The 24,493-nt window shown below is 70.1% G+C and carries 22 protein-coding genes; 9 read left to right on the top strand and 13 right to left on the bottom strand.

All coding sequences use genetic code 11. From position 1 onward, the window contains the following. Positions 1 to 15: 15 nt before the first annotated feature. Together ACGFIO_RS27720 and ACGFIO_RS27715 are read right to left on the bottom strand one after the other, a co-directional pair. Positions 16 to 561, bottom strand: coding sequence for a TetR/AcrR family transcriptional regulator (locus ACGFIO_RS27720; RefSeq protein WP_392829984.1), 546 nt, complete (start codon positions 559 to 561; stop codon positions 16 to 18). A gap of 32 nt (positions 562 to 593) precedes the next feature. Then, on the bottom strand, positions 594 to 1,076 hold the full coding sequence (locus ACGFIO_RS27715) for a nuclear transport factor 2 family protein (RefSeq protein WP_392829983.1): 483 nt from the start codon (positions 1,074 to 1,076) through the stop codon (positions 594 to 596). A 281-nt stretch (positions 1,077 to 1,357) separates the two neighbouring features. Between ACGFIO_RS27715 and ACGFIO_RS27710 the strand changes: the two genes are divergently transcribed. Further along, positions 1,358 to 2,119 carry a GNAT family N-acetyltransferase gene (locus ACGFIO_RS27710; protein ID WP_392829981.1) on the top strand — a complete coding sequence of 254 codons (762 nt, stop codon included), beginning with the start codon at positions 1,358 to 1,360 and terminating at the stop codon, positions 2,117 to 2,119. Here the strand turns inward: ACGFIO_RS27710 and ACGFIO_RS27705 are convergent. Next, complete coding sequence (locus tag ACGFIO_RS27705; protein ID WP_392829979.1) at positions 2,079 to 2,519, bottom strand: Lrp/AsnC family transcriptional regulator; 441 nt, start codon at positions 2,517 to 2,519, stop codon at positions 2,079 to 2,081. The two genes, ACGFIO_RS27710 and ACGFIO_RS27705, sit on opposite strands and share 41 nt — an antisense overlap. Positions 2,520 to 2,661: 142 nt before the next feature. Between ACGFIO_RS27705 and ACGFIO_RS27700 the strand changes: the two genes are divergently transcribed. From ACGFIO_RS27700 to ACGFIO_RS27685, 4 genes are all read left to right on the top strand, one after another. Next, positions 2,662 to 3,780 carry a thiamine pyrophosphate-dependent enzyme gene (locus ACGFIO_RS27700; RefSeq protein ID WP_392829977.1) on the top strand — a complete coding sequence of 373 codons (1,119 nt, stop codon included), beginning with the start codon at positions 2,662 to 2,664 and terminating at the stop codon, positions 3,778 to 3,780. Beyond that, positions 3,777 to 4,748, top strand: coding sequence for an alpha-ketoacid dehydrogenase subunit beta (locus ACGFIO_RS27695; protein WP_392829976.1), 972 nt, complete (start codon positions 3,777 to 3,779; stop codon positions 4,746 to 4,748). Before ACGFIO_RS27700 ends, ACGFIO_RS27695 begins: the two co-directional genes overlap by 4 nt. 25 nt (positions 4,749 to 4,773) lie before the next feature. Next, a complete protein-coding gene (locus tag ACGFIO_RS27690) occupies positions 4,774 to 6,081 on the top strand; it encodes a dihydrolipoamide acetyltransferase family protein (RefSeq protein WP_392829975.1) in 1,308 nt (435 codons plus the stop codon). 147 nt (positions 6,082 to 6,228) lie between these two features. Then, positions 6,229 to 7,404: an acyl-CoA dehydrogenase family protein gene (locus ACGFIO_RS27685; RefSeq protein WP_392829973.1), complete on the top strand. Its 1,176-nt coding sequence runs from the start codon at positions 6,229 to 6,231 to the stop codon at positions 7,402 to 7,404. Positions 7,405 to 7,500: 96 nt separating this feature from the next. Here the strand turns inward: ACGFIO_RS27685 and ACGFIO_RS27680 are convergent, their stop codons facing one another. The 4 genes from ACGFIO_RS27680 to ACGFIO_RS27665 form a co-directional block, all read right to left on the bottom strand. Then, entirely contained in the window at positions 7,501 to 8,802 is a 1,302-nt protein-coding gene (locus ACGFIO_RS27680; protein ID WP_392829972.1) for a serine hydrolase domain-containing protein, read from the bottom strand. Between the two features lie 110 nt (positions 8,803 to 8,912). Then, on the bottom strand, positions 8,913 to 10,040 hold the full coding sequence (locus ACGFIO_RS27675; protein ID WP_392829971.1) for a DMT family transporter: 1,128 nt from the start codon (positions 10,038 to 10,040) through the stop codon (positions 8,913 to 8,915). 106 nt (positions 10,041 to 10,146) lie between these two features. Continuing rightward, complete coding sequence (locus ACGFIO_RS27670; protein ID WP_392829969.1) at positions 10,147 to 11,565, bottom strand: amidohydrolase family protein; 1,419 nt, start codon at positions 11,563 to 11,565, stop codon at positions 10,147 to 10,149. A 137-nt stretch (positions 11,566 to 11,702) separates the two neighbouring features. Further along, positions 11,703 to 12,434, bottom strand: a complete 732-nt coding sequence (locus ACGFIO_RS27665) for a TetR/AcrR family transcriptional regulator (RefSeq protein WP_392829968.1) — start codon at positions 12,432 to 12,434, stop codon at positions 11,703 to 11,705. 108 nt (positions 12,435 to 12,542) lie between these two features. On the opposite strand from ACGFIO_RS27665, the gene ACGFIO_RS27660 reads away from it, so the two are divergent. The 4 genes from ACGFIO_RS27660 to ACGFIO_RS27645 all read left to right on the top strand — a co-directional run bounded on the left by ACGFIO_RS27660 (position 12,543) and on the right by ACGFIO_RS27645 (position 17,121). Next, positions 12,543 to 13,586 (top strand): medium chain dehydrogenase/reductase family protein, encoded by a 1,044-nt coding sequence (locus ACGFIO_RS27660; protein ID WP_392829967.1) that lies wholly within the window; start codon positions 12,543 to 12,545, stop codon positions 13,584 to 13,586. A 195-nt stretch (positions 13,587 to 13,781) separates the two neighbouring features. Then, complete coding sequence (locus ACGFIO_RS27655; protein WP_392829965.1) at positions 13,782 to 14,738, top strand: STM4015 family protein; 957 nt, start codon at positions 13,782 to 13,784, stop codon at positions 14,736 to 14,738. Further along, positions 14,735 to 15,820, top strand: a complete 1,086-nt coding sequence (locus tag ACGFIO_RS27650) for an STM4014 family protein (protein WP_392829964.1) — start codon at positions 14,735 to 14,737, stop codon at positions 15,818 to 15,820. The genes ACGFIO_RS27655 and ACGFIO_RS27650 overlap by 4 nt, the downstream gene beginning before the upstream one ends. Continuing rightward, positions 15,817 to 17,121 carry an STM4012 family radical SAM protein gene (locus tag ACGFIO_RS27645; protein WP_392829962.1) on the top strand — a complete coding sequence of 435 codons (1,305 nt, stop codon included), beginning with the start codon at positions 15,817 to 15,819 and terminating at the stop codon, positions 17,119 to 17,121. Before ACGFIO_RS27650 ends, ACGFIO_RS27645 begins: the two co-directional genes overlap by 4 nt. Positions 17,122 to 17,125: 4 nt before the next feature. On the opposite strand, the gene ACGFIO_RS27640 is transcribed toward ACGFIO_RS27645, so the two are convergent. Genes ACGFIO_RS27640 through ACGFIO_RS27615 form a run of 6 tightly spaced genes read right to left on the bottom strand, consistent with a single transcriptional unit; the run spans position 17,126 to position 24,443 of the window. Then, a complete protein-coding gene (locus ACGFIO_RS27640; RefSeq protein WP_392829961.1) occupies positions 17,126 to 17,827 on the bottom strand; it encodes a TetR/AcrR family transcriptional regulator in 702 nt (233 codons plus the stop codon). A gap of 41 nt (positions 17,828 to 17,868) precedes the next feature. Next, positions 17,869 to 18,627: a Bax inhibitor-1/YccA family protein gene (locus ACGFIO_RS27635; protein WP_392829960.1), complete on the bottom strand. Its 759-nt coding sequence runs from the start codon at positions 18,625 to 18,627 to the stop codon at positions 17,869 to 17,871. A gap of 21 nt (positions 18,628 to 18,648) precedes the next feature. Then, positions 18,649 to 20,010 (bottom strand): hypothetical protein, encoded by a 1,362-nt coding sequence (locus ACGFIO_RS27630; protein ID WP_392829958.1) that lies wholly within the window; start codon positions 20,008 to 20,010, stop codon positions 18,649 to 18,651. Next, complete coding sequence (locus ACGFIO_RS27625) at positions 20,010 to 22,556, bottom strand: hypothetical protein (protein WP_392829957.1); 2,547 nt, start codon at positions 22,554 to 22,556, stop codon at positions 20,010 to 20,012. The genes ACGFIO_RS27630 and ACGFIO_RS27625 overlap by 1 nt, the downstream gene beginning before the upstream one ends. After that, positions 22,549 to 24,006, bottom strand: a complete 1,458-nt coding sequence (locus ACGFIO_RS27620; protein WP_392829955.1) for an SUMF1/EgtB/PvdO family nonheme iron enzyme — start codon at positions 24,004 to 24,006, stop codon at positions 22,549 to 22,551. The genes ACGFIO_RS27625 and ACGFIO_RS27620 overlap by 8 nt, the downstream gene beginning before the upstream one ends. Beyond that, positions 24,003 to 24,443 (bottom strand): hypothetical protein, encoded by a 441-nt coding sequence (locus ACGFIO_RS27615; protein ID WP_392829954.1) that lies wholly within the window; start codon positions 24,441 to 24,443, stop codon positions 24,003 to 24,005. Before ACGFIO_RS27615 ends, ACGFIO_RS27620 begins: the two co-directional genes overlap by 4 nt. Between the last annotated feature and the right edge of the window lie 50 nt (positions 24,444 to 24,493).

The raw sequence follows: 24,493 nt of genomic DNA, 5'->3' as shown, positions 1-24,493 counted from the left end.
CCACGGCTCTGCGGGCTACGCCCGCAGCGTGCGTGCCCACGGAGCATCCACGGCCGCCGCGTCGATGGCCACCACGACGTTGCTGAGCAGCGCATCGGCGAAGTAGCGGCGGATCTGCCCGTCGCCGGCGCCGGAGACCGACCTGACGTACTCGACCTGACGCGCGTAACAGCGGCGGAGCGCCTCACCGATCAGCGGCTCGGTCGCGCTGCCCTGGGCGTGCATCAGGATCATCAGCACATCGCGGTCGGCGATCAGTTCCTCGTACGAGGCGGTCAGGGCCCGCAGAATCGTTTCCGGATCGGTGCCGCGGACCGATGCCGCAGCGGTGGCGACCGACTCCCGCAGGCGTTCGGAGCAGTGGTCCACCAGGGCCGCGAACAAGGCCTGCTTGTCCTTGAACAACCGGTAGAGATAGCCCTGCGAGATGCCGGCCGCCGTGGCCACCTCCATCGTCGAGGTGCCGTAGTAGCCACGCGGGGCGAAAACCTTGATCGCGGTACGCATGACCGTCAGCCGGCGTTCGTCGGCGGTGGAGCGCTGAGAGCCCGTGCCGCCCATGTTAGTAATCAACCAATTTCAAGTGTGCCGCCTCAGTTGTGCGTGCCGCTGACAGCATCGAGGACCACCAGCGGATTCCAGTAGTCGACGTACCGGCTGATCTTGCCATCACTGGTCTCGACCACGGAGAGGTAGCTCTGGTTGTAGGGCCGGCCGGTGTCCCGGGCGACGCCGACACAGTCGAGCCGCGCGATCACCATCGAGGGGTCGACCGTCTCGTAGAAGTGCAGCTGGGTGAACTCGACGCGGAAGGTGCTGGTGAAGCCCTCCATGTGTTTCAGCAGCTCTTTCCGGCCGGTGATCCGAGCGGGATAGCCCTCGGGCGCGTACGGGAACTCCAGCACCGCGTCCTCGGTGAACAGGTCCACCCACTCCCTGCCCCGGCCGGCGGCGAGGTGGTCCATGTGGCTGCTGAACGTCTTCTGCGCGGTGACCCGGACACTGTCGGCCGCGATCGCAGTCTCGTTGATGGTCGATTCCCTTCCAGCGGTATGGAGATGTGAGCAATCAACCACTTACTACGGTGTCAGTCAAGCTCGACCTAGATGAGGGCGGCGGAGTGAGCTCGGCCACTTATGGCCGGAAATTTGGCGTTCGGGCGGTGTTGATCCGCTCTATGGGGGTGACCAACCCATGCGAGACGCGGTGGAGAGCTGTTCGGGCGGAGGATCGGGACGCGATAGCCCGTCTGATCGGCAGCGCGAGTGACAAGAGGGACGGGCCGCCGGACGGCCCTCCGCTCTGGGAGGCCGTGGCTACGTGGCAACACGGGGTCGCCGCCTATGGCCGGATCGACATGCGCAACGACAAGGACCTCGCCCTGGAACTGGTCGTCGAGCCCACGATCGATCGGCGTCAACTGGCGCCGGGCCTGACCGGCGCGATCGGTGAGTTCACCCGGAACTCGTCCGTGTATGCCTATGTGGACGAGCGGCAGGTTGCTGTCCAGGCGTTGCTCGAGAGTTCCGGGTTTCAGCGTGCCCGGGTGTTCGTCACCATGAAGAAGAACCTCACCGACCTGGATGAGCGGGCCGATCCGGGCCGTGTTACCGGAACGGTCGGGTTCGCAGCCGAATACGATCAGCGCGTCCGGCAGACGTGCAACGAGGCCTTCACGGAGCATTGGGGAACGCGCCCGTGGTCGGCCGAAGACTGGCGAGACAGCGTCACCGGCAACGAAGAATTCCTGCCCGAACACTCCTTCCTGCATGTTGACGCCGGTGTTGTCGATGCGTTTCTCCTGGCGTCACGCTCGGACCATGCCGACGGCGTCGAATTCGACCTGATCGGAACGCTGGAAGAGGTGCGCGGGCGTGGGCTCGCCACGCATCTGATCCGATGTGCGTCCAGCTCGGCACGTGCGTCCGGCTTCACGGTGGCCTGGCTGATCGTGGATTCGAGTGGCGACAGCGCCGCCCCGGCCCTCTATGAACGGGCCGGGTTCGAGGCGGTGGGCCGAGAATTCGTTTTCGTCTCCCGTACGTCACCGGAAACGCCCGCGGGCCGTCCGGCCCGGCTCAGTCGACCGGCAGGCGGGCCCGGTCCCACGCCGCCATGACGATCAGGGTCTTGGTGCCGGCCACGATCCCGGTGCCACGGATCGCGTTCACCACCTGCTGGAGGTGGTCGACGTTGCGGACCCGGAACCGGACGAGGGCGTCGGGGTCGCCGGCGATCGTGTAGTACTGCTGCACCTCGGGCACCTGGCGGGCGATCTCCTCGATCTCCCGGGTGTCGGTTCCGCCGGTGAGCCGGATCTCGGTGAACGCGTCGAGATCGCCGGCCGCGGCCTCGTTGACGATCGCCACGTAGCCCTGGATGACGCCGTCGGTCTCGAGGCGACCGATGCGGCGGGCGACCGGCGCGTCCGAGAGGCCGACGCGGCGCGCGATCTCGCTGATCGGCATCCGTGCGTTCGTCCGCAGCAGATCGATGATCTCCCGGTCGATGGCGTCCATCCTGCCTCCATGAGATGAAATCGATCAGCGAACGAATAGATCAAGCCAGGATAGCGATCCCAGCAGCAGTTATTGTGCGAGTAGTACGTAGATCGCGCGTGATTATGGCGCGACGCCCCAGGCGGTTGAGATGGTGCTCGGCGTGGAGACGAAGGGCATCACGACCGAACCGTGGCAGGTGCTCGACGAGCACGGGACGCTCAGGGCCGGCCACGGGTGGCCCGGCGACGCCGGAGCACTCGACCTTCGCGCGGCCTACCGGGACATGGTGCTGGCCCGGCGGATCGACACCGAGGCGATCGCGTTGCAACGTCAGGGCGAGCTCGGGCTCTGGCCGTCGATGCTGGGCCAGGAAGGCGCGCAGGTCGGCTCGGGCTCCGCTCTGCGACCGCAGGACGTGGTCTTCCCGACCTATCGCGAGCACGCCGTCGCATGGTGCCGTGGGGTCGACCCGGTTCAGCTGCTCGGCCTGTTCCGCGGAACCACGATGGGCGGCTGGGACCCGCGTGAACGCCATTTCAACCTCTACACCCTGGTGATCGGTGCGCAGACCCTGCACGGCGTCGGTTACGCGATGGGCCTGGTACGGGACGGCGACGTCGGTACCGGCGACGCCGGACGGGATCGCGCCGTCCTGGTCTTCCTGGGCGACGGGGCGCTCAGCGAGGGCGAGACCAACGAAGCCTTCGTGTGGGCGGCCGCGCAGGACCTGCCGGTCGTGTTCTTCTGCCAGAACAACCAGTGGGCGATCTCCGCGCCGTTCTCCGTGCAGAGCCGGGTGCCGGCCGCGGACCGGGCCCGGGGATACGGGTTCCCGGGGATCCGGGTCGACGGCAACGACGTCATCGCCTGCCACGCCGCCACCCGGGAAGCGCTGGACACCGCGCGAGCCGGCGGCGGTCCCACGCTGATCGAGGCGGTCACCTATCGTCGCAACCCGCACACCACGTCGGACGACGACCTGCGCTACCGGGCCGGGCCGGAGAACGACGAGTGGGCGCGGCGGGATCCGATCGATCGGCTGTGGAAGCTGCTCACCGGGCCGGACAGCCCGGATCCGGTCGACGAGGCGTTCCGGGCGGGCCTGGCCCGCGAGGAGGAGGCGCTCGCCGAACGGTTGCGGGCCGGCTGCCGCAGTCTGCCGGTGCCCGATCCGGGTGATCCGTTCCGGCACACCCTGGCGCGGGTGCCCCGGGACCTGGCCCGGCAGCGGGACGAACACCTGGCTTTCGTCGCCGCGGCCGAGGAGGATCCCCGATGACCCTCGCGATGGCCCACGCGCTCAACGCCGGCCTCCGCGACGCGATGAAGGCCGATGACAAGGTTCTGCTCATCGGTGAGGACATCGGCCGGCTCGGTGGTGTCTTCCGGGTCACCGACGGACTGCAGAAGGACTTCGGCGAGGATCGAGTCGTCACCTCCCCGCTCGGCGAGGCCGGCATCGTCGGTAGTGCCATCGGTCTCGCGCTCGCCGGATATCGGCCGGTGTGTGAGATCCAGTTCGACGGCTTCGTGTTTCCCGCGATGAACCAGATCGTCACCCAGCTCGCGAAGTACCGGCACCGTTCGGCGGGTCAGGTGTCGCTGCCGGTCGTCATCCGCATCCCGGTGGGCGGCGGGATCGGTGCGATCGAGCACCACAGCGAGTCGCCCGAGGCCTATTTCGTGCACACGCCCGGCCTGCGGGTGCTCTGCCCGTCCACCCCGCAGGACGCCTACGACCTGGTCGGCCAGGCGATCCGGTGCGACGACCCAGTCGTGTTCCTGGAACCCAAGCGGTCCTACTGGGCCAAGGGCGAGGTCGATCCCGGCGCCACACCGGTGGACATGGAACGGGCGCGGGTGGTCCGTCCGGGCACCGACCTGACGCTGGTGACCTACGGCGCGCTGGTGCCCGTCGCCCTGAAAGCGGCCGGAATCCTGGCCGAGGGGGGCCGGCAGGCCGAGGTCATCGACCTCTGTTCGCTGTCGCCCGTCGACGACGCGACGGTCGTCGCCTCGGTGCGCCGGACGGGGCGCCTGGTCGTCGTCCACGAGGCGGCCCAGACCGGCGGTCTCGGCGGAGAGCTCGCGGCCCGGGTCCAGGCGCAGGCGTTCTACGAGCTGGAGGCGCCGGTCCTGCGGGTGACGGGCTACGACACGCCGTACCCGCCGAGCCGGCTCGAAGGGGACTGGCTTCCGAACGTCGACCGCATCCTCGACGCCTGCGACCAGAGCTTCGCCCACTGATCCCGGTTCCGGGAAGGAGTACCCGTTGACCTTGCAGACCTTTCTGCTGCCCGACGTCGGTGAGGGTCTGACCGAGGCCGAGATCGTCACCTGGCGGGTGGCCGCGGGGGACACCGTCGCCGTGAACCAGGCCATCGTCGACATCGAGACGGCGAAGTCGGTCGTCGAGCTGCCGTCGCCGTACGCCGGTGTGGTCGCGGAGTTGTTGGTCCCGGCCGGCCGGACCGTGGCCGTCGGATCGCCGATCATCGCCATCCGGACCGCGGCCGCATCCGCCGAGCCAGCCGCATCCGCCGAGCCCGACCGGCCCGACCGGCCCGCCCAGCCGGGCCCATCCGCCGAGCTCGGCCCGCCCGTCGAGCCCGACCGGGCCGTCGAGGAGCAACCGAAGCTCCTGGTGGGCTACGGGGTGATCGAATCGGGCCCCGTCCGCCGCCGGCGCGCCGGAAACACGGCCGCCCCGGAGAGGGAACGGCGGCGGGCGAAGCCTCCGGTCCGCAAGCTCGCCAGCGACCTGGGCGTCGACCTCGCCACCGTCGAGCCGACCGGACCGGGTGGGACGGTGGCCCGCGCTGACGTGATCCGGGCCGCCGAGAACCGCCACGCGGCCCAGCTGTCCGGGACCGAGGCGCCGACCCGGATCCCGATTCGGGGCGTCCGGAAACACACCGCGGCGGCGATGGTCGCCTCGGCCTTCACCGCGCCGCACGTGACGGAGTTCGTGACTGTCGACGTCACCAAGACCCTCGAACTGGTCGAGGTGGTGCGCCGGCGCCCGGAGTTCCGCGACGTCAAGCTCACACCGCTGGCCTTCGTGGCCCGGGCGTACCTATCGGTGCTCGCCCGCACGCCGATGGCCAACGCCCGCTGGGACGAGCCCGCGCAGGAGATCGTGGTGCCGCCCGGGGTGAACCTGGGGATCGCCGCGGCCACCCCACGCGGCCTGATCGTGCCGAACATCAGGAACGCCCACACCCTCGGCCTTCGCGACCTCGCCGTCGCCATCCACGAGCTGGCCGTCACCGCGCGGGCGGGTAAGACCGCGCCGGAGGCGATGATCGGCGGTACGACGACGATCACGAACGTGGGCGTCTACGGCGTCGACAGCGGCACCCCGATCCTGAACCCGGGTGAGACCGCGATCCTGGCCGTCGGCGCGATCCGTCGCGAGGCGTGGGTCGTCGACGACGCCGCGGGCGAGCGGATCGAGCCGAGATCGATTCTCCGGCTCGCCCTGTCCTTCGACCACCGCGTCATCGACGGCCACGAGGGGTCGGAGTTGCTCGCCGGCACGGCCGCCCGGCTCACCGAGCCCGGACTCGCGGTGCTGTGACGGCTTCCGGCCGGTGACACCAGCCCCCCATAACGGTTTCCGGCCCGGTGACACCCGCCCCCCATAACGGTTTCCGGCCGGTGACACCCGCCCGCCATACGGTTTTCGGCCGGTGACACCCGACCCCCATCCCGAGGAGGCGCCATCATGCCGGCCCGTCGTACCTTCCACTCGGCGGAGCACGCCGACCTGATCGAGGTGGTCCGTTCGATAGCGGCCCAGGAGCTCGCGCCGCGGGTGAACCGGGCCGAGGCCGAGGGAGACTTTCCCCGCGACGTCTTCCGCCTGCTCGGCGAGGTCGGGATTCTCGGCCTGCCCTATCCCGAGGAGTTCGGCGGCGCCGGCCTGCCCTACGAGATCTACCTGCAGGTGCTGGAGGAACTCGGCGCGGTGTGGGCCTCGGTGGGGATCGGTGTGTCGGTGCACGCGCTGTCCTGTTACGGGCTCGCGACGCACGGCACGGCGGATCAGCGGCGACGCTGGCTGCCGCGGATGCTGGGCGGTGAGCTGCTCGGCGCCTACAGCCTGTCCGAGGCGCACGCGGGCTCGGATCCGGCCGCGATGACCACTATGGCCCGTCGCGGCGGTGACGACTATGTGCTGAACGGCGCCAAGGCGTGGGTCACGCACGGCGGGAGGGCTGATTACTACAAGATCATGGCGCGTACGGCCGGAAAGCCGGGCGACCGCGAGGGGATATCGTGTTTCCTCGTACCCGCCGACGCACCCGGCCTCGTGGCCGACCCGCCCGAGTCGAAGATGGGTCTCACCGGTTCCACCACCGCCGGTCTGCGGCTCGACGACGTGCGGGTGCCGGTGGAGCGGCGGCTGGGCGCCGAGGGCGACGGGCTCAAGATCGCGTTGGCCGGTCTCGACGCCGGACGACTGGGGGTGGCCGCCGTGGCAACCGGCCTGGCCCAGAGCGCGCTCGATGTCGCGGTCGGGTACGCCCAGCAGCGGCACACGTTCGGTCGCCGGATCATCGATCATCAGGGTCTCGGCTTTCTGCTGGCCGACATGGAGGCCGCGGTGGTCGCCGCCCGCTCGACGATGCTGCACGCCGCGCGGCTCAAGGACGCCGGTCTTCCGTACCGCCGGGAAGCGTCGATCGCCAAGCTCGTGGCCACCGACAACGCCATGCGGGTGACCACCGACGCCGTTCAGGTGCTCGGTGGCGCCGGCTATTCCCGGGACTTCCCGGCCGAGCGCTACATGCGTGAGGCCAAGGTGATGCAGATCTTCGAGGGCACCAACCAGATCCAGCGCATGGTCATCGCCCGGCACCTCGACCAGGACGTCAGCGGCTCGATCACCATCCTCTGACGCGCCTTCGTGGTGAACGGCCGAGGCCGCCGGGTCGTCCCGGCGGCCTCGAGCGGTGTAGTCGCGTCGTTCACTGCGGCCGGCCGTAGCCGGTCGTCACTTGGCGGGAGCGGGGATCGGCTTGCCCAGCATGACGCAGGCCGCGGCGTCCACCACTGCCTCGGCCGCCTTGGCCTTGGCCTCGTCGAGCTTGAGGCTGAACAGGGTGGTGGTGTGCACCGAGTAGGTGCGCCGGCCGGCCCGGTCGACGTAGATGTCGCTGTTGTAGCCACCGACCGCGCCATCGTGGCCCCAGACCATGCCGCAGGGCGTGCGGACCTGCTCCAGGCCCAGGCCGTAGCGGCGGTTCGGCCCGTACGCGGGGTCGTTGAGGTCTTCCTGAACGACGTTCATCATCTCTTTGAGCTGCGCCGCGGGCACGAGCCGGCCGGTCATCAGAGCGCGGTGGATCCGTCCCCAGTCGCTGGAGGTGGAGACGAGACCGCCGGCGGAGAAGTACCAGTTCGGGTTGACCCCGGTGATGTCGACCCAGTCGCCGCGGACGGGTCCCTCGAATCCGTAGCCGGCCGGGATGTCCTCCGGCAGCAGCGGCTTCAGGTGCGCGGCGTCGGGCTCGTAGCCGTGGGCCATCCGCGGCCGGATCGGCCGGGGGTCGGTCCGGTTGGGCATGTAGGTGTCGCGCAGGTGCAGGGGGCGCACGATGCGCTGCTGTACCAGTTCCGAGTAGGGCCGCTTGGTGACCTTTTCCAGCACCATGCCGAGCGCGATGTAGGCGGGGTTGCTGTAGGCCCAGCCCTTGCCGGGCGCGAACTTCAGGGGAAGTTTCGCGGCGCGGTCCAGCAGCTGCGCCGGGGTCGGGTAGTTGTCGCCGTGGCCGGTGAGCAGATCGAGGGTTGTCTTGTCGAAGGTGAAGTCCTCGAGGCCGCTGTTGTGCTGCAGCAGCATCCGGATGGTGATGTTGCGCCCCTCGGGGATCGCGCCGGGCAGCCACCGCTCGATCGGGTCGTCCAGCGACAGCCGGTGCTCGGCCACCTGCTGCAGGATGAGGATGCCGGTGATGGTCTTGGTGGTGGACCCGGTCTGCAACTGGTCACTGACCTTGAGCCGGTGGTCGCCGACGGTCCAGCCGGCCTGCCGGGCGATCTCGACCTGGCGGCCGGTCCCGTCGTCGACCCGCACGATGATTCCCGGTACGCCGGCGGCAATGGCCTTGTCGGCCAGCGCGGTCAGTTGCTGCACCTGTTGTGCGCGGGCATCCGGCTGCGTCGTCCCCGCCGTTCCCGTCTTCGCCGCCACGGTCATCGCCACCGTGGCGCCGATCGTGGCCGTTGCCACCAGCGCCGTGGCGACCACCATCCGGCGACGCGACAGTGCGCCGAGGCTCTTCTTTCCCAGCATGGGACGTCCTTTCGTACCAGTTTTCCGCGTCGTCGCGATCTGCGTCGGCGGCTCGATAAACGTATAAAGTGGTCGGTCCTCGCACATCCGCATCGAGTAGGACACGGCGGCTACGCCTCAAGGGGGACGGCGGCGGCATCGACGTGTACGCCCGGGCCGGCGGCCGGATGGCGGTCGTGGTCGAGGGTCCGCCGGGGCTGCGTCGGCAGGGCTCGCGTCTCGTCCGAGTGGAGACCCGGTGGTCGTGCGCGGCCGATGGCCCTGGGGCGTACCCCAATCAGCTCGGGCCGCACGGGGACCCCGATGGGCATTGCGACGATTCCCATCGCCGCGAGGCCCGAGGTGGAGATGGCGGGGGAGCGGGCTGTGAAGGTGATGGTGGCGATGAGTACGCCGGACAGGACTGTCGCGCCGGCGAGCCAGTCGGTGCCGGACAGCCGTTCGCCGAGGACGGCGGTGCTGATCAGGACGGCGGCGAGCGGTTCGGCGAGGTTGAGTGTGCCGGCGAGGTTGGCGGTGATGTGTTTGAGGCCGGCGAAGTAGAGGCTGTACGTCGCGGTCGCGAGGACACCCAGCCAGGCGAGGACCGTCACGGTACGCGCGTCGCCCAGGTTCGCGGTGTCGGTCAGGATCGCGGGGATCAGCGCGGTCGCGCCGATCAGCATGGTCACGCCGGTGGACACGGTGACGTCCGGTACGGCGGTGGCGAGCCGTTTGGATACCACGGTGTACGCCGCGAAGATCAGTCCGGCGAGGACCCCGAAGCCGATTCCCGCGACGTCGACCCGCGGGCCGGCCCCGGGCAGCAGCAGCGCCGCGCAGCCGGCGGTGGCGATGACGGACCCGGCCAGCCAGCTGCGGCCGAGCTTCTCGCGGTCGAGCCGGCGGGCCGCGATTCCGGTGAACAGCGGCACCGTCGCCACGGCGACGACGGTGCCGAGGGCTGCGCCGGTCAGCGACACCGCCTTCAGGAAGCTCACCTGGTGGCCGGCGCTGAGGAGACCGCCCGCGACCAGCAGGCTCCAGTTGCGGCGTCCGCGTACGAACCGGTACGCGTGCCGGTTGCGCGTGACGGCGAGCAGGCACATGACCAGGCCGCTGATGAGATGACGCCAGCCGGCGATCGCGGTGGGCGTGACGGAGTCGGCGATCAGCACCTGTGCGGGGCCGACGGTGCCGGACAGCATCATGGCGGCCAGTACGAGACCGGCGCCCCGCCAGCGAGACGTGGTGAGCACGAGGCCGAAGAATAGGAGGGAAATATGGACTTGTCACTTCATAGTAGACATCTACCATCTTTCATCCGAAAGCACGTCGAGATCGACGAGAAACGCGGCCCGTGTGTCAGATCTGGAGGTTGGCTACGGCCGCGGCGGCGATGCCACCGACCGCGCCGGCCGGTGTCCCCGGCAGGGTGATGCCGAGGTCGCGTACGCGCCGGAGCACCCGCGCGGACGACTCCTCCGCATCCGCCTGGAGGCGAGCCATGTCGTGGCCGATCAGGGCGCCGTCGCGCTTCACGAAACGACCCTGGACCAGGACATGCCTCACATCGGTGGGCCGGGTCTGGAACAGCAGGGTGCCGGCCGGGTCCGGCCGCGGGTGCTGGGCGACGCCGTCACCGCCGACGACTATCACGTCAGCCTGTCGGCCGGGCGTGAGCGAGCCGACCTGGTCAGCGAGACCGAGGGCGTCCGCACCGTTCACCGTCAGCCACTCGAGCGCCTGCAGCGAGGTCGTGGAGACGGTTCGAGGATCCTGTCCGGCCCGGTTGACCGCCTCGGTGTCGGCCCAGCGCTTGAAGCCCAGTCCGATCCGGGCCTGGGTGATCAGGTCTCCTGAGTTGAGGGAGACGACGTCGCAGGACAGGGTCGGCTTGATGCCGTACCGCTCGCACTGGGCGAACACCGGCCGGCCCATGCCCATGTTCAGTTCGGTCTCCACCGAGATCGACACCTTGCCGCCGGAGCGGGCCACGGCGGCCCACTGCCCGTCGGTCAGGGCGTTGCAGTGGATGTGTACGAGGTCGGGTCCGAGCAGCCCGGCCGACTCCAGCTCGTCGAACCCCGAAGGCATCGACCACACGCAGGCCATGTGCGTCGCGATCAACGCGTCGTGGCGGCGCGCGGCTTCGATCTCGGCGCGGGTACGGGAGAAGGGCACCATTCCGAGTTCGGTCAGCGCCACACCCGGGCGCAGCAGCCCGCCCGAGCCGAAGTGGTTGCCGGCGATCCGTTCGAAGTCGGCGATTCGCGACGCGTGGTCCGGAAAGTGGGACGGGGCGGTGGGACTGCTGTCGAAGAATCCGTAGCCGAACGTGGCCCGGATGCCCGCGTCGAGCAACCCTCGAACCGCGGCGTCGGAGTGGTCGGGGCTGTTGTTGCAGTGCGAGAAGTCCAGGATGGTGGTGACGCCGGCGTCCAGCGCCTCGAGGGCGCCGAGCTGGTTGCCGAGATGGACGTCGGCGGGGGTGTAAGCCGGGGAGATGGCCAGCCGGAGGCCGAAGAAGTAGTCGGTCAGCGTCCAGTCGGCGCAGATGGCCCGGGCCTGCGTCTGCCACGTGTGTCGATGTGTGTCGATCAGGCCGGGCAGCACGACGTGGCCGGTGACGTCGACGATCTCGGCGTCGGTGACGTCGAGGGCCGCGCCGACCGCCGTGATCAGGCCGTCCTCGATGAGAACGTCGCCGCCGGCCAGCTCGCCCAGCCGTGGGTCCATGGTGAGTACGTGCCCGCCCTTGAGCAGGGTGCGGTGCTGGACCATGCGTTTCCTCCTCGGGGCGCCGGCCGGAAGGCCATCGGCGTTCGATGTTCGCAATCGGCGGTGCGCGGGCGGGGCATCGGTCCGCGTTCTGTGCCCGGGAGTGCCGCCGGTCTGCCCTCGGCGGCGCACCCGCGTCGTCACCGAGGGTGCGGTGACCCCACGCGATCCGCCCGGCCGGGAATCGCGGCGTCGGGGTGCAGCCCGCCGAGCATCGCCTGGATCTCGGTCCGGTACAGCAGCTCGGGGTCGATGCCGGTGGCCGCCACGTGCCGGCTCAGCTCGAGGCTGACCAGGCCGTGGAGCCGGGACCACCAGATCAGCCCGAACTGCAGCACGGCGACGGACAGGAGGCGCTGACCGCCGCGCCGGTTCCACTGCCGGAGCTGGTCGTCGAGCGCGGGGATGACTGGCGCGGGTGCTGCCAGGCCGGCCTCGGCCACGACCTCGAGCAGGACGTCCATCGACTGCTGGGCCGCCGCCGCGATGCGATCACCGGCGTGCCGGACGCCGGATCCGTGAATCGAGCCGTGCGCCAGGCGGTAGGCGTTGGGCTGCGCGAGCGCCCAGTCGCGGTAGGCGGTGGCGACCGCCTCGACGTGTGCGGCCGGTGAGGATCCGCGCGTCGCGGCGGCTCGCAGGGTGCCGGCGAGTGCGAGGTGTACGTCGACGGCCAGTTCGGCGAGCAGTTCGTCGCGGCTGTCGACGTAGCGGTACAGGGCCGGAGCCGACATGGCCATGCTCCGGGCGATGGCGCTGAGCGAAACGGCCGCCGGGCCACCCTTGTGCATCTGGGCCATCGCCGAGGCCTTGATCTGCGCCATCGTGTCGCGCCGGTACTGCTGCTGCCGGGTCAGTCTCGGCTCGTGCATCGTTCCACCCCTCTGATCGCTGTGGGTTGACACCGTACTACGACCTATAACATAGTTACGATCATTCGCAGAGTGAAAGCCACTCGCGTCAGGGTTGAGGAGCGCGTCATGTACAGCACCACCGAGGTGGTTCTTCCGGGCAAGGTCGAGTCGTCCGGCCTGCGCGTGGTCGATCGGAAGCTGCCCGCCCCCGGCGCCGGTCAGGCCCTGGTGCGGGTCGAGTCGACCGCTGTCTCGTTCGCCGAGAGCGCGATGCGTCGCGGCCGGTACTTCGGTCAGCCCGCCTTCCCGTTCGTGCCGGGCTACGACCTGGTCGGCGTGGTCGAGCTGGTCGGACCGGGTGTCGACCACGCGCTGGAGGGCCGGCGGGTGGCCGCACTGACCAAGACCGGCGGCTGGGCCACGGCGGTCCTGCTGGACGCGGCCGACCTGGTGCCGGTGCCGGACGGTGTCGACGCCGACGAGGCCGAAACGCTCGTCGTCAACGGGCTGACCGCCTACCAGATGCTGCACGGGAGCGCCCAGGTGAAAGCCGGACAGACCGTGCTGGTGCTCGGGGCGAGCGGCGGCGTGGGCACCATCCTGGTGCAGCTGGCCCGCCGGGCGGGCGCCCGCGTGATCGGTACGGCCAGTCCGCGTCACCACGACGCGCTGCGGGCGCTGGGGGCGGAACCGATCGACTACCACGACCCCGACCTGGACCGCCGGGTCCGGGAACTCGCTCCGGACGGGGTCGACGCTGTCTTCGACCATCTCGGGGGCGCGAGCGTCAACCGTTCCTATCGGCTGCTCAACCGCACCGGAACTCTCGTCTCCTACAGCATCGCCAGCAAGCTCGACGACCGGAAGCCGGTGATCCTGGAGTTCCTGCCGCTGCTCGCGAAGCTCGCGTACTGGAACTACCTGCCCACCGGCCGGCACGCGAGCTTCTACGACGTCTGGGCCGGCTCCGGCAAGCCCGGATCGGCCCGGCGCGAGGCGTTCCGTGCTCGACTGCGTACCGATCTCACGCATATCTTCGGTCTGCTCCGTGACGGTGTGCTGACCGCGAAGATCGCGGCGCGGTTCCCGCTGACCGAGGTGGCCGCGGCCATGGACCTGTCCGAGTCCTCCGGCCGGACCGCGCTCGGGAAAATCATCCTGGTCCCGTGAGCCGCGATCGGCCCTCCATCACGGACGTACCAACGTCGAGGGGCCGATCGGGCGACGGCCGGGCGCCACAGTTGACGCGCCATGATCGATCGGTCCATAGTTACGGCCGTTTACTGAGCAACGGGAGTTCGCACCACGGCCGTGGCGTTCCGCTCGGTGTCGCAGCCGGCGAGAGCGATCGGCGAAGGGAGTTCGATGACCATCGACGACCGGATGGAAACGTTCGCGGGTCTGCCCGTCCTCGAATTCAGCCGAGTACTCCGGGACGGCGGGGCACCGCCGGACCCGGCGTCGGTGGCCTGGCGTCTGGAGGTGGACCACTACGAGGCTAATGCGGTCGCCGACGAGGAGTTCGTGGCCGCCTTCGAGGCGTTGCTGGCCCGGTGCGGCCCGGGCGGCCCCGGCGCGTTGGTCATCGGGAACTGGGGCGGAGCCTTCGAACGAGCCTTTCCGATGGAGGTGCTGACTCGCAACGCCGCTCGGCTCGCCCAGCTGCGCGCCTTGTTCATCGGAGAGATGACCTCCGCGAACTGCGAGACCTCCTGGATCACCCTCGGCGACATCACGCCCGTACTGACGGCCTTCCCGGATCTCGAACGCCTCTGGATCCGCGGTTCTAAAGGCCTGCTGCTCTCCCCGGTCCGGCACGCCGGGCTGCGCGAGCTGGTCCTGCAGTCGGCCGGGCTGCCCGCACCGGTGGTTCGTGCGGTCGCCGCGAGCGACCTGCCCCACGTGACACGTCTCGAGCTGTGGCTCGGCACCTCCGAACGCGGTGGCGGCGCCCGGGCCGAAGACCTCGCGCCGATCCTGCGGGGCGTTGCGCTGCCCGCGCTGACCCGGCTCGGCCTGCGCAACATCGAGGACACCGACTGGTTCGTCAAATCGATGGCCACCGCCCCGGTACTCGCCCGCCTCACCGAACTGGATCTCTCGCTGGGCACGCTCGGCGACGAGGGCGCACAGACGTTGCTCGCCGGTCAGGCCCTCACCCATCTCGAGACGCTCAACCTGAGCCACCATTTCCTGTCCCCGGACGTGGCCCGGCGCCTGGTCGACGAGCTGCCGGGGGTCGCAGTCGACGTCTCGGACCGGGTCGACCGGGACGAGGACGACGAGGAGGAGGACTGGCGGTACGTCGCGGTCGGCGAATGACGCACCTCGCCGTCGTCGGCAATCCCGCCAATCGCCGAGTCACCCTGTTCCAGGCGGCCGCCGCCCGAGCCGGACGGCCGGCGGTGCCGGTCTACCCGTGGCGCGACGTTCTGACGTCCGGTCGTGTCCCCGGGCCGGGCACCGTCGTCCGGATCGACTCGCCGGGCGAGGACGCCGACGTGGATCAGCTGCTGCGCGTCCTCGGCGGCGGCGATCCGGCGGTGCGGGCCGAACACGGGGAGATCCTCGGCACGGCCGCCGCCCACGCCGGGCTGGGCCGGGCCCTCGACCGGGTCGCCGCCGGCGGTGGCGAGCTCCTCAACCAGATCGCCGACATCCTGACCATGAGCGACAAACCGCGGTGTCACGCCGTGCTGGCCGCGGCCGGCGTCCCCGTGCCGGCCGCGTTGGCCCCGGTGAACAGTTACGAGGCGTTGCGCGCGGCGATGAGTGCCGCCGGCTGGGGCCGGGCGTTCGTGAAGCCCGCGCACGGTTCCTCGGCGTCGGGAGTGCTGGCGCTCGCTGTCTCGGGCCGGCAGGTCAGGGCGACGACGTCGACCGAGCTGGCCGCCGACGGCCGGCTCTTCAACAACCGGCGGGTGCGCTGTTACGACGACCCGGAGCGGGTCGCGGCGATCGTCGATCGGCTCGCACCGGACGGACTGCACGTCGAGCGGTGGTACCCGAAGGCCGGCTTCGACAACCGGGTTCTCGACCTGCGGGTGGTGGTCACGGCCGGCGACCCGGGGCATGTGGTGGTGCGTACCAGCCGGTCCCCGATGACGAATCTGCATCTGGGCAACGCCCGCGGCGATCTGGCCCGAGTCCGGGCCGCGGCCGGGGAGCGGGCCTGGGCGGCGGCGATGCGGACCTGCGTACGGGTCGCCCGATGCTTCCCGCGCACCTTGCACGTCGCCGTCGACCTGATGTTCCGGGCGGACTGGAACGATCACGCGGTGGCGGAGGTGAACGCCTTCGGCGACCTGTTGCCGGGCCTGCTCGCGGGCGGGCGGGACACCTACGATGCTCAGCTGGCGGCCCTGACCGACGGCCGCTTCCGGCACTGGACGGATGCACCGTGAGCCTCGACGACTCGCCCTACCAGGGGTATCTCTACGCGTACCCGCACAAGAGTGCCTATCGCCGGTTGCAGCCGAGACTCCGCCTCGAAGAGGTGTGGGCCGCCGAACGGCAGGACGCTCTGTTCGGCTACGTGCACATTCCTTTTTGCGAGATGCGGTGCGGCTTCTGCAACCTGTTCACCCGGGCCAACCCGCACGCCGACCAGGTCACGGCCTACCTGGCTCAGCTGCGGTCACAGGCCGCCGCCGTCCGCGACAGCCTGTCACCGGGAGCGGCATTCTCCCGGGTCGCGGTCGGCGGCGGCACCCCCACCTACCTCGACGCCGCCGAGTTGGAGAGCCTGTTCGACATCATGGCGGCGACCTTCGGCGAGGCCCCCGGGCCGATGTCGGTCGAGACGTCCCCGGCCACCGCGACCCCCGACCGGCTGGCCGTGCTGGCCGACCGCGGCACGACCCGGGTCAGCATCGGAGTACAGAGTTTCCTGGACGCCGAGGCGCGGGCCGCGGGCCGCCCGCAGCGGCTCGGCGAGGTGCTCGCGGCCCTGGAGGCGATCCGTGCGGCACGCGTCCCGGTGCTCAACATCGATCTCATCTACGGCATCGCCGGGCAGACCGCGCGGACCTGGCAGCACTCGCTCGACCAGGCCCTGCGCTGGCGCCCCGAGGAGCTGTACCTGTATCCGCTGTACGTACGCCCGCTCACCGGACTGGCTGGTCGTGAACACGGACGCGCCGACTGGGACCGGCAACGCCAGGCACTCTATCGGCAGGCGGTCGACGTACTCACCGGCGCGGGCTACGACCAGCACTCGATGCGTCAGTTCCGGCGCCGGGACGCGCCGGCCGTCGACGGCCCCGACTACTGCTGCCAGGACGACGGCATGGTCGGCCTCGGCTGCGGCTCCCGCTCGTACGCCACGACCCTGCACTATTCCTTCGACTACGCCGTCAGCGTCACCGAGGTCCGCGCGGTGATCACCGACTACCTGGCCCGGCTCCCCGACGACTTCCGGTACGCCGAGATCGGCTTCCACCTCGACGGACTCGAGCAGAGGCGCCGCTGGCTGCTCAAGTCGCTGCTCCGCGCCGACGGCGTCGATGCCGGCGCCTATCAGCACCGGTTCGGCACCACCCACGACGCCGACTTTCCGCAACTGGGGGAACTGGTGGCGCGGGGCTGGCTGGACCCCGGTCGCCGGGTGCTCACCGCCGACGGGCTGGCCCGATCCGACAGCATCGGCTCATGGCTGGTGTCCGGGCGCGTCCGCGAGGCGATGGAGGGGTATATCCCGCGATGAGCGTTCAGCTGCCGGTGCGGGTCAGCAGCTGGACGGCGTTGTCGACCTCGAGGTTGATCAGCCGCTGGACATCGATCGAGCGGTTGTCGACCATGCCGTTGAGTTCGAGGCTGACGATCCCGTGCACCCGCGTCCAGATGATGATGGCGGCGCGGGAGATCCGGGGTGCGGTGCCCGGCCGCTGCATCGCGCGGGCCCACTCGCGCAGCTGCCCGTCGAGGGTGCGGTCGCCGGTGGTCGCGACCGCCGGCGCCTCGGCCGCCTCGGCGACCAGCAGGTCGACGAGCTGCGTCATGGCCAGGTTGAGCGGGCTCTCGGCGCCGACCTCCTCGGGGATGTCGCCGGGCGACTCGCCGAACAGCATGGCGTAACGACGCCGGTATTGCAGGGCCCACTCGCGGTAGGTGACGACCAGCAGGCGTACGCGGGCCTGCGGAGTCCGCCGCCGGCCCTCCATGCCCGCGGCCATCGCGGCCACGAGCTGCCCGTACGCACGGGTGATCAGATGCGCCACCAGGGCGTCCCGCGAGGCGAAATAGCGGTACAGCGCGGGCGCGGACATCGCCATGCTGCGCGCGAGGGCGGCGATGGACAACGCGTGGACGCCGTCCTCGTCGATGATGGCGAAAGCCGCATCCTCGATTTCCTGGAAGGTTTGCACCCGCAGCCGGTCGCGTCTGCTCATCGTCCGCGGTTCACTGGTCACGACGGCATCCTAATACTCCACCCGGAAACGTATTGCGCCGTTCACCGCAAGGCCGTGAGCAGCCAGACAATCTCCAGGTAGAGCCACAGCAACGCCATTACCAGACCGAATGCCAGGTACCAGGACCAGTCGGCGGAGACGCCGTGCCGGATCATCCGGTCGGCGGCGTCGAAACTGAGCAGGAGGCTGTACGCGGCCATGCAGATGCAGACGAGGCTCAGAATCGCGGACCCGACCCCGGTGCGGCCCAGGCCGGCATCGAAACCGAGCACGGCGGCGACGATGTTCGAGATCAGCAGGGCCAGCAGGCCGGTGCCCACCGCGAACAGGAACTTCCTCTTCGTACTCGAGAGCCGCAGTCCTCGTACCCGGTAGACCACCAGCATCGCGACGAAGACCGCGAACGTTCCGGTGACCGCCTGCGCGGCGGTCCCCGGGAACAGTCCCTCGACGAAGCTGGTCGCCGAGCCGATCACCAAGCCCTGGAGCAGGGCGTAGGTGATCGCGAGGGGAGCACTCGGGCGCGGGCGCACGGTGTGGAACAGCCCCAGGCCGAGGGTCGCCAGCGCCGCCGGCAGCAGGAGGTACTGAAGGTCGAGGCAGGCTGCGATGACCGCGCTCGCCACGGCGACCGTCAGCGTGGCCACGGTTCTGGTCACCACGTCGTCGATCGTCAGCGGGCGGCCGGTGCCCAGGTCCCGATAGGCGGGATGCCGCCGGACGGGTTTCCCGGGTCTGCTGCGGACCGTCTCGGTCGAGGTCAGCAGGCTGCGGATCGCGGGATTGGTCGTTGTACGCACAGGCGAACTCCAGGAAGGACGTCAGCGAACCACCTCGACCGGCCGGTCGCCCAGCTCGGCCCGCAGGTTGTGATTGATCTGGTCAGGTCCGGCGAAGCGAGCGTCGTGAGATGGAGGCTCGGCGTACGGCAGGCTGGTGCGCAGGTAGTCGTGCCAGGGCGGCGGGACGGCGACGGGCGTCCTGATCCCGGCCAGCAGGATGCACTGGATGGTTTGCGCACCGTGTTTACGCAGCACGTGACGCAGCCGGCCGCGTAACCCGTGCCGCTCGGCCATCTGGGTGTTGAGCAGGCGCGTCCCGACCGAGGCGCCGACCGCGGACACGTCGGTGGTGCGCAGGGCGACGATCTTGTCACGGATCGGCTCGAATTCCTTGCGGGGCAGGCCGCGGCAGCGCAGGACCACCTGCTGTTCGGTCTCGCCTTCCAGCACGCAGGTGACGTCGAAGGCGATTCGTTTCCTGACGGTGCCGAAGGTCAGATCATTGATGATCTGGAAGCCCACGTCCGGCCGGGGATCCCCGGTCACCGTCGGCGGCTCGGCATAGGTGCCCTGTAACAACTCGGCCAGTGAGGTCGAGCCGGTGAACAGCCGATGCAGTCCGATCGCCACCGCGTCACGCTCGTACAGCTGGAGCCATGCGGGCAGCCGGGCGACGCTGCTGAGTTCGGGGGCCAGCAGGGCGGCCTCCTCAGCATGGGCCGAGGCGTCCTCGCGGAGTTTCTCGGCCAGCAGACCGACCCGCCGGCGGACCTCGATCAGGGCCAGCGCGTCGAACTGCCTCCGCTCCGTGACCGGCCCCTTGGCCGTACTCTGTTCCAGGATCGCGGCCAGGATCTGAGTCGGCCGGCACGAACTCGGCCAGGATCGGCGTTCGGCCTCGGCGGCCAGTTTCCGGATCGCGGAGGGCGTGATCCAGCCCCGACGTTCCAGGTAGGAACCCCAATTGCCCGGCTCCAGGGCGTGGGCGGCGGCCAGCCGGGCCAGCCGGGGCATCAGGTTCAGCAACATGAGCTCGGCGTCGGCGATCCCCCCGTCGACGTGGCCGGCGTCGCGCAGGGCCCGGCCGAGCTGGTGGGGATCGAGCAAATTGGCGTGTACGTCGGCGACGGAGCAGCGCAACGTGTCGGCCAGGACAGGGAGGCTGGACGGCACCACCAGCAGGCGCAGATGATGTTCGCCGAAGTGGGCCGGCAGCTGGGCCGGTGCGAACTCGGCTCGTACCCGCAGGGCCAGTTCGGCCAGTTCGCCGGCGGACTGGCCCGGCCGGCCGACCCGCCGAAGCAGGTCGGTGAGGGAGAAATCGCCGAGCACCTCGCCGATCGCGGTGCGTGCCCGGTCCGAGGATTTGATCAGGGCGACGATATACAGTTCGTTGTCCATCAGGCTCCCGTCACGTCGCCGTAGCGAGGACGTTCCTCGCCGGTCAGCACCTCGAGCAGCCGCTCGGCCTCACCGCGCGCGCCGTTGGTGTATTGCCCGACGAGAACGTCCTCCAGTACCCGCCCGAGGGCGACCAGCGCCGCGTCGATCGGCATCCGATCCTCGGGCAGTTCCTCGACTGCCTCCTCCAGCTCCCCGGCCAGCCGGGCCGACTGCAACGAGCTCCGGAACAGCCAGACTGCTCGTTCGCGTCCCGACACCTCCGACCGGCTGTGCGGAACTCCGTGGAACAGCCTCTGTACGGCGCGATGCACAGTGATCTCCGGCAGATCCGCGAGCCAGCGTGCCGTGTAGTCGGCGTCGAGATGGGCCGCCTCGTCGACGGCGCGGAGCGCCGCGTGCGGCAGCGTGCCCAGCGTGCGGCTGCCCAGCAGGCCGGGGATGTCGCGCTGCGGCAGATCCGTGGCGACACATTCGACGACCGAGCGGAGCAGCCAGGCCTGGGCCTCCCCGCGTGGCGCGGCCCGCACATGGTCGAGAATCTGGCGGGCGGTCAGGAACGCCGACATGCGCATCGCCGTGCGGGCACGGCTCATGCCTTCGCTCAGTGACATCGCTTGCGCCGCACGGCGAAGCTCGTCCTCCATCATCCTCGGCTCGGCCGGATCCGGCGCCGGCGGTTGCAAGGTCTCGACCATACGGCGCGCCGTATGCCGCGGATGCTTACGGAGCAGGGAGATGAACGCCCCGGCGAAGACGTCTTCGCCGGTCTCGGGATCGTCCGCGAGTCGCGCGAGTGAATTCCACTCCTGTTCCGCCGCGGGCCCGTCGAGGTTGTCGTTCGCGCCCGCGATCTCGGACGTGCCGTGGTCGGTGCCATCGCGCACGACCATCACCCGGCGGTCAGCGTCGGCCAGCACTGCCGACAACCGATCGTCGACCAAGGAGTGCGGCAGCATCACCAGCACCGCGTCGTCGGGGCCGATCGCCGGGAGGTACCGGGTCACGAACGTGGTGTGCCGGGTGAAGACGTCCCGTGGATCGATCCGCCTGCGGTTGAGCTCGTGGCGCCATTCGAAACGCAGCATCGGTGCGAGCTGGGCGGCCCACTGCTCGAAGGCGGAGGCGGTCGCCGGGCTTTCGTCCGGTGTCTCGTCGCGCAGCACAGCGTCGAAGAACCGGCCGGCCGCGAGCTGCCGGGCGGGGGAGTGCGGTTGCCCCGCGGCGGCCCGCAGGTTGTCCACCAGGTCGTCGAGCCGTCGCAACCAGGCCTCGCGCAACTTGATCAGATTCGGCACCTGTACGAGTTCGTACTGATCCCGGCTCATCTCCTCGGGCTCGGCCAAGGTGATCGTCGTGCCGGTCCGGTCGTCGAACTTCTCGACCAGCAGTACGACCGGGTCCCAGTTGGCCGCTCGTTCCTCCGGCGACGCGAGCAGGTATTCGTCGTGTTCGGTGGTCATCCAGGTGAGGTCGGCCTTGATCTGATCCCGGCGTAGCTGAGCGTCCAGGGTCAGCCGGGTGGTGAGGACCCGCTGGTGTGCCTCCTCCAGCCGGGTGTACGCCACCGTGGCGAGCAGGTCCGCATGAAGGTGAAGGGCGATTCCGGTGCCGGCGGACGCCTGCGGTGAATCGGCCAGCGACAGCAGAGGCAGCAGACCGACGACTCCCTCGTCACCGTCCCCCGCAGCGTCCCGGTCATCAACGGCGGGCCGCAGCAGCACGCGGCCGGGCCGGTGCACGACCTGCTCGGCCATGTCCCGGATGGTGTCGGCCAGGCCGGCCGCCTGCTCGCTGGTGATCTCGGCGATCTCGACCAGGTTCGTCTCGCGTTCCAGTGATCGCAACCCGTTGACGAAGTCGCGTAGCGCGCCTCTGGCGGTCACCGCGGAGCTCTCCGCGACGGTCACATGCTGTGCGTTGAAGACCGGCGGGAGTTCGACCGCCGCGGCCTGGCCGGGCAGCCCGGCACTGATGCGGATGAGTCCGACGTTGACCAGGTCTCCGACCACCGCACCGTTGCCGACGTCGGCCAGCCCGTTGATGCGCAGCGAGGTCATCAGCGCGAACTGCACGATCTGCTGCCGGATCTCGGGCAGCCCCGCCCCCACCACCAGGGCCTCGATCGGTCCCTGCCGGTCGAGCACGATCCACGCCCGGACCAGCGTGCTGCCCAGCGCCGCCCGGACCTCCGTGGCCAGCGCGGCCTGCGGCCCCCACGTCAGGACGGCCGGAGTGAGGGACGAGCACTCGGCGGCGCCGTCGATCCGGCTCAGCAGCGCGGCCAGCGGATCGGCGGGATCAGGCAGCCCGAGTTCGAGGCCGTACGCCTGCGCGTGTAGCACCAGAGCAAGATCCTGCTCCGGATCGTCGAACAGTGCTCGATCAGGCTGGCGGAGCCGCCAGAACCGCCACAGCGCCTCGACCACATACCGTGGCACGGCCGGACGTCTGTCTCTGAACTCCTGCCGGGCGCGTTCGACGTCACCCGGTCCCCACTCGGTCGGCGCCCTGAGGAAGGGCCCGTCGAAGAACGCTTCAATCATCCTGACTCCTGTCACAGGCGAGCCGGAACCCGGTGTCGGGACGGCACTCGGCCGCCGAGGCCAGAGCCCAGTGCTCGAGCAGTTCGCTGTGCGGGGTGTGGTACGCCCCGCCGCGAAGGACCGGCAGACCGGCCGCGTCGACACAGATCTCCCACGCGTTCCCCAGCAGGTCGCGGAGCCCGTTCGGGCCGGGCGCGACGTCGCCGATCGCGGACGGTCGGCCCAGTGTGGGCCGGCAGTTGACCCGGCCCGCGAGAATGTCCTCGTTCACCCAGTCCCCCGATCTGCCCGCCGTGGCGGCTTCCTCCCACTCGACGGCGTCCGGCAGACGCAGAGCGAGCCCGGTCCGCCGGCCCGCCCAGAGCGCGTACGCGTTCGCGGCCGCCGCGCTGACGGCCACTACCGGCCGGTTCCTCCACTCCGCGGGAAATGTCAGTCCGTCCCAGTGGCGCAGGTAGTTCTCATCGACCGCGCCGACGCTCGACCGCGCGTGGTCCGGCCGCCAGCCGGCGTTCGCCGGGTCCGACAGGAACGCGTGGAACTGTCCGTGGGTCACCAGATCGCGGCTCAGGAAGAACCGTGGCGGCCCCTGCGGCGGGATCGGCATGAGCTGTGGCCGCTCGCCGCTCGGCGCCGGGCCGGCCGGTGTGTCGCCGGGGGGAGCGGCCGACGGACGCGCGGCGACCACGGCCGGAGGCGCCGGCCGTGGCGGGGCCGAGTACCGGGATCGGGCGATCGGCACCATCCCGGTGCCGTCCCAGCGGTCCAGGGCGAACGGTGCGGACGGGGCGCTCCGGGCGGTCCGGGAGATGAACGCCGAGACGTCCGCGGCCGTGATGAAGCCGTCCTGGTCAGCGTCCAGGTCGTCACGTTGCAAGGCCTCGACCAGCATCGCCGTGAACGGGCTGAGGTCCGCGGGCGTCGCGGCGTCGGGCACCAGCGGGACACCGGATCCTCGGGTGGCGGCCAGCACGAAACGCCCCTGACCACGGATGAACCCCGGCGGCTGCAGACCAGCCTTGAACCGCGTGGCGTAACAGCAGTCCATGATGATGATCTTCAGTGCCGCAGGCGACATCTCGACAAGCTTCCGCAGATCGTCGCCGGTGACTCTCGGCGAGGTCAGAGATCCGCTGTCGGTATCGTTGGCGCAGAAATAGAAGTCCCCGGCGAGATCCAGCTGACCGTGGCCGCTGTAGTAGTAGAGCAGGCAGTCATCCGGGGCGGCCTGGCCGAAGAAGTCCTCCGCCGCGGTCAGGATCTCCCGCGCATTCGCGTCCTTCAGCGGCGGGAGACATTCGAACATTCCGTGGTCGGCGTCCGACAGGGCGGAGCGAACGGCCTCCACATCGTTCCGGGGACCGTTCAGGGCGTTCAGCCGGTACGGATCCTCGGGGAAGACGCCGTTGCCGATCACGAGCGCCTTGAACGCGGCTGGAGCCGACCTCATCGGCTGTCGTCTGCCGGTCCTGGTTCGAGGGCGGGAGCGCCCGGGCCGCCGGTGTCCAGACCGGCCAGGTGCGCTCGCAGGGCGGCATCGATACCGGCGGAACCCCGGCCCGTGACGCGTCCTTCGGTGATCTCCACCTTCCGGGACGCATCGGCCTTGGCCCACTCCCGGATGATCATCGCCACCGCCCGTAGGACTTCCGCGGAAGCGAGGGCCACGGCCCCGATCTCGACGGCGCCTTTGGTCGGGCCTGCGGCCTCGGTCTGGTCCCCGTTCACCACCCGCAACGGCACACCACTCCCGGCCGGTTCGCCGGAACTCGAGCGCAGACCTCGCAGACCCTCCTCGAGGAGGCGCACCTGCCGGCACCAGCCCGGGTGATCGGAGGCGTACCTACGGCTGGACACCCGCAGGACAACGGCATCCACATCAGTCACTGATCCCCCTCGTGGCCGAACATTGACGGCTCATGATGCCAACGGAGATC

It is taken from the genome of Actinoplanes sp. NPDC049265 (genome assembly GCF_043197135.1).
In the GTDB taxonomy this organism is placed as follows: Bacteria; Actinomycetota; Actinomycetes; order Mycobacteriales; family Micromonosporaceae; genus Actinoplanes.
This window is presented reverse-complemented; position numbering and strand designations above follow the sequence as displayed.

Bases quoted from the DNA above. Each gene is read 5' to 3' on its own strand.
- ACGFIO_RS27720 (WP_392829984.1), bottom strand. From the start codon at position 561: ATGGGCGGCACGGGCTCTCAGCGCTCCACCGCCGACGAACGCCGGCTG.
- ACGFIO_RS27710 (WP_392829981.1), top strand. From the start codon at position 1,358: ATGCGCAACGACAAGGACCTCGCCCTGGAACTGGTCGTCGAGCCCACG.
- ACGFIO_RS27705 (WP_392829979.1), bottom strand. From the start codon at position 2,519: ATGGACGCCATCGACCGGGAGATCATCGATCTGCTGCGGACGAACGCA.
- ACGFIO_RS27695 (WP_392829976.1), top strand. From the start codon at position 3,777: ATGACCCTCGCGATGGCCCACGCGCTCAACGCCGGCCTCCGCGACGCG.
- ACGFIO_RS27685 (WP_392829973.1), top strand. From the start codon at position 6,229: ATGCCGGCCCGTCGTACCTTCCACTCGGCGGAGCACGCCGACCTGATC.
- ACGFIO_RS27680 (WP_392829972.1), bottom strand. From the start codon at position 8,802: ATGCTGGGAAAGAAGAGCCTCGGCGCACTGTCGCGTCGCCGGATGGTG.
- ACGFIO_RS27670 (WP_392829969.1), bottom strand. From the start codon at position 11,565: ATGGTCCAGCACCGCACCCTGCTCAAGGGCGGGCACGTACTCACCATG.
- ACGFIO_RS27665 (WP_392829968.1), bottom strand. From the start codon at position 12,434: ATGCACGAGCCGAGACTGACCCGGCAGCAGCAGTACCGGCGCGACACG.
- ACGFIO_RS27660 (WP_392829967.1), top strand. From the start codon at position 12,543: ATGTACAGCACCACCGAGGTGGTTCTTCCGGGCAAGGTCGAGTCGTCC.
- ACGFIO_RS27655 (WP_392829965.1), top strand. From the start codon at position 13,782: ATGACCATCGACGACCGGATGGAAACGTTCGCGGGTCTGCCCGTCCTC.
- ACGFIO_RS27650 (WP_392829964.1), top strand. From the start codon at position 14,735: ATGACGCACCTCGCCGTCGTCGGCAATCCCGCCAATCGCCGAGTCACC.
- ACGFIO_RS27630 (WP_392829958.1), bottom strand. From the start codon at position 20,010: ATGGACAACGAACTGTATATCGTCGCCCTGATCAAATCCTCGGACCGG.
- ACGFIO_RS27625 (WP_392829957.1), bottom strand. From the start codon at position 22,556: ATGATTGAAGCGTTCTTCGACGGGCCCTTCCTCAGGGCGCCGACCGAG.
- ACGFIO_RS27620 (WP_392829955.1), bottom strand. From the start codon at position 24,006: ATGAGGTCGGCTCCAGCCGCGTTCAAGGCGCTCGTGATCGGCAACGGC.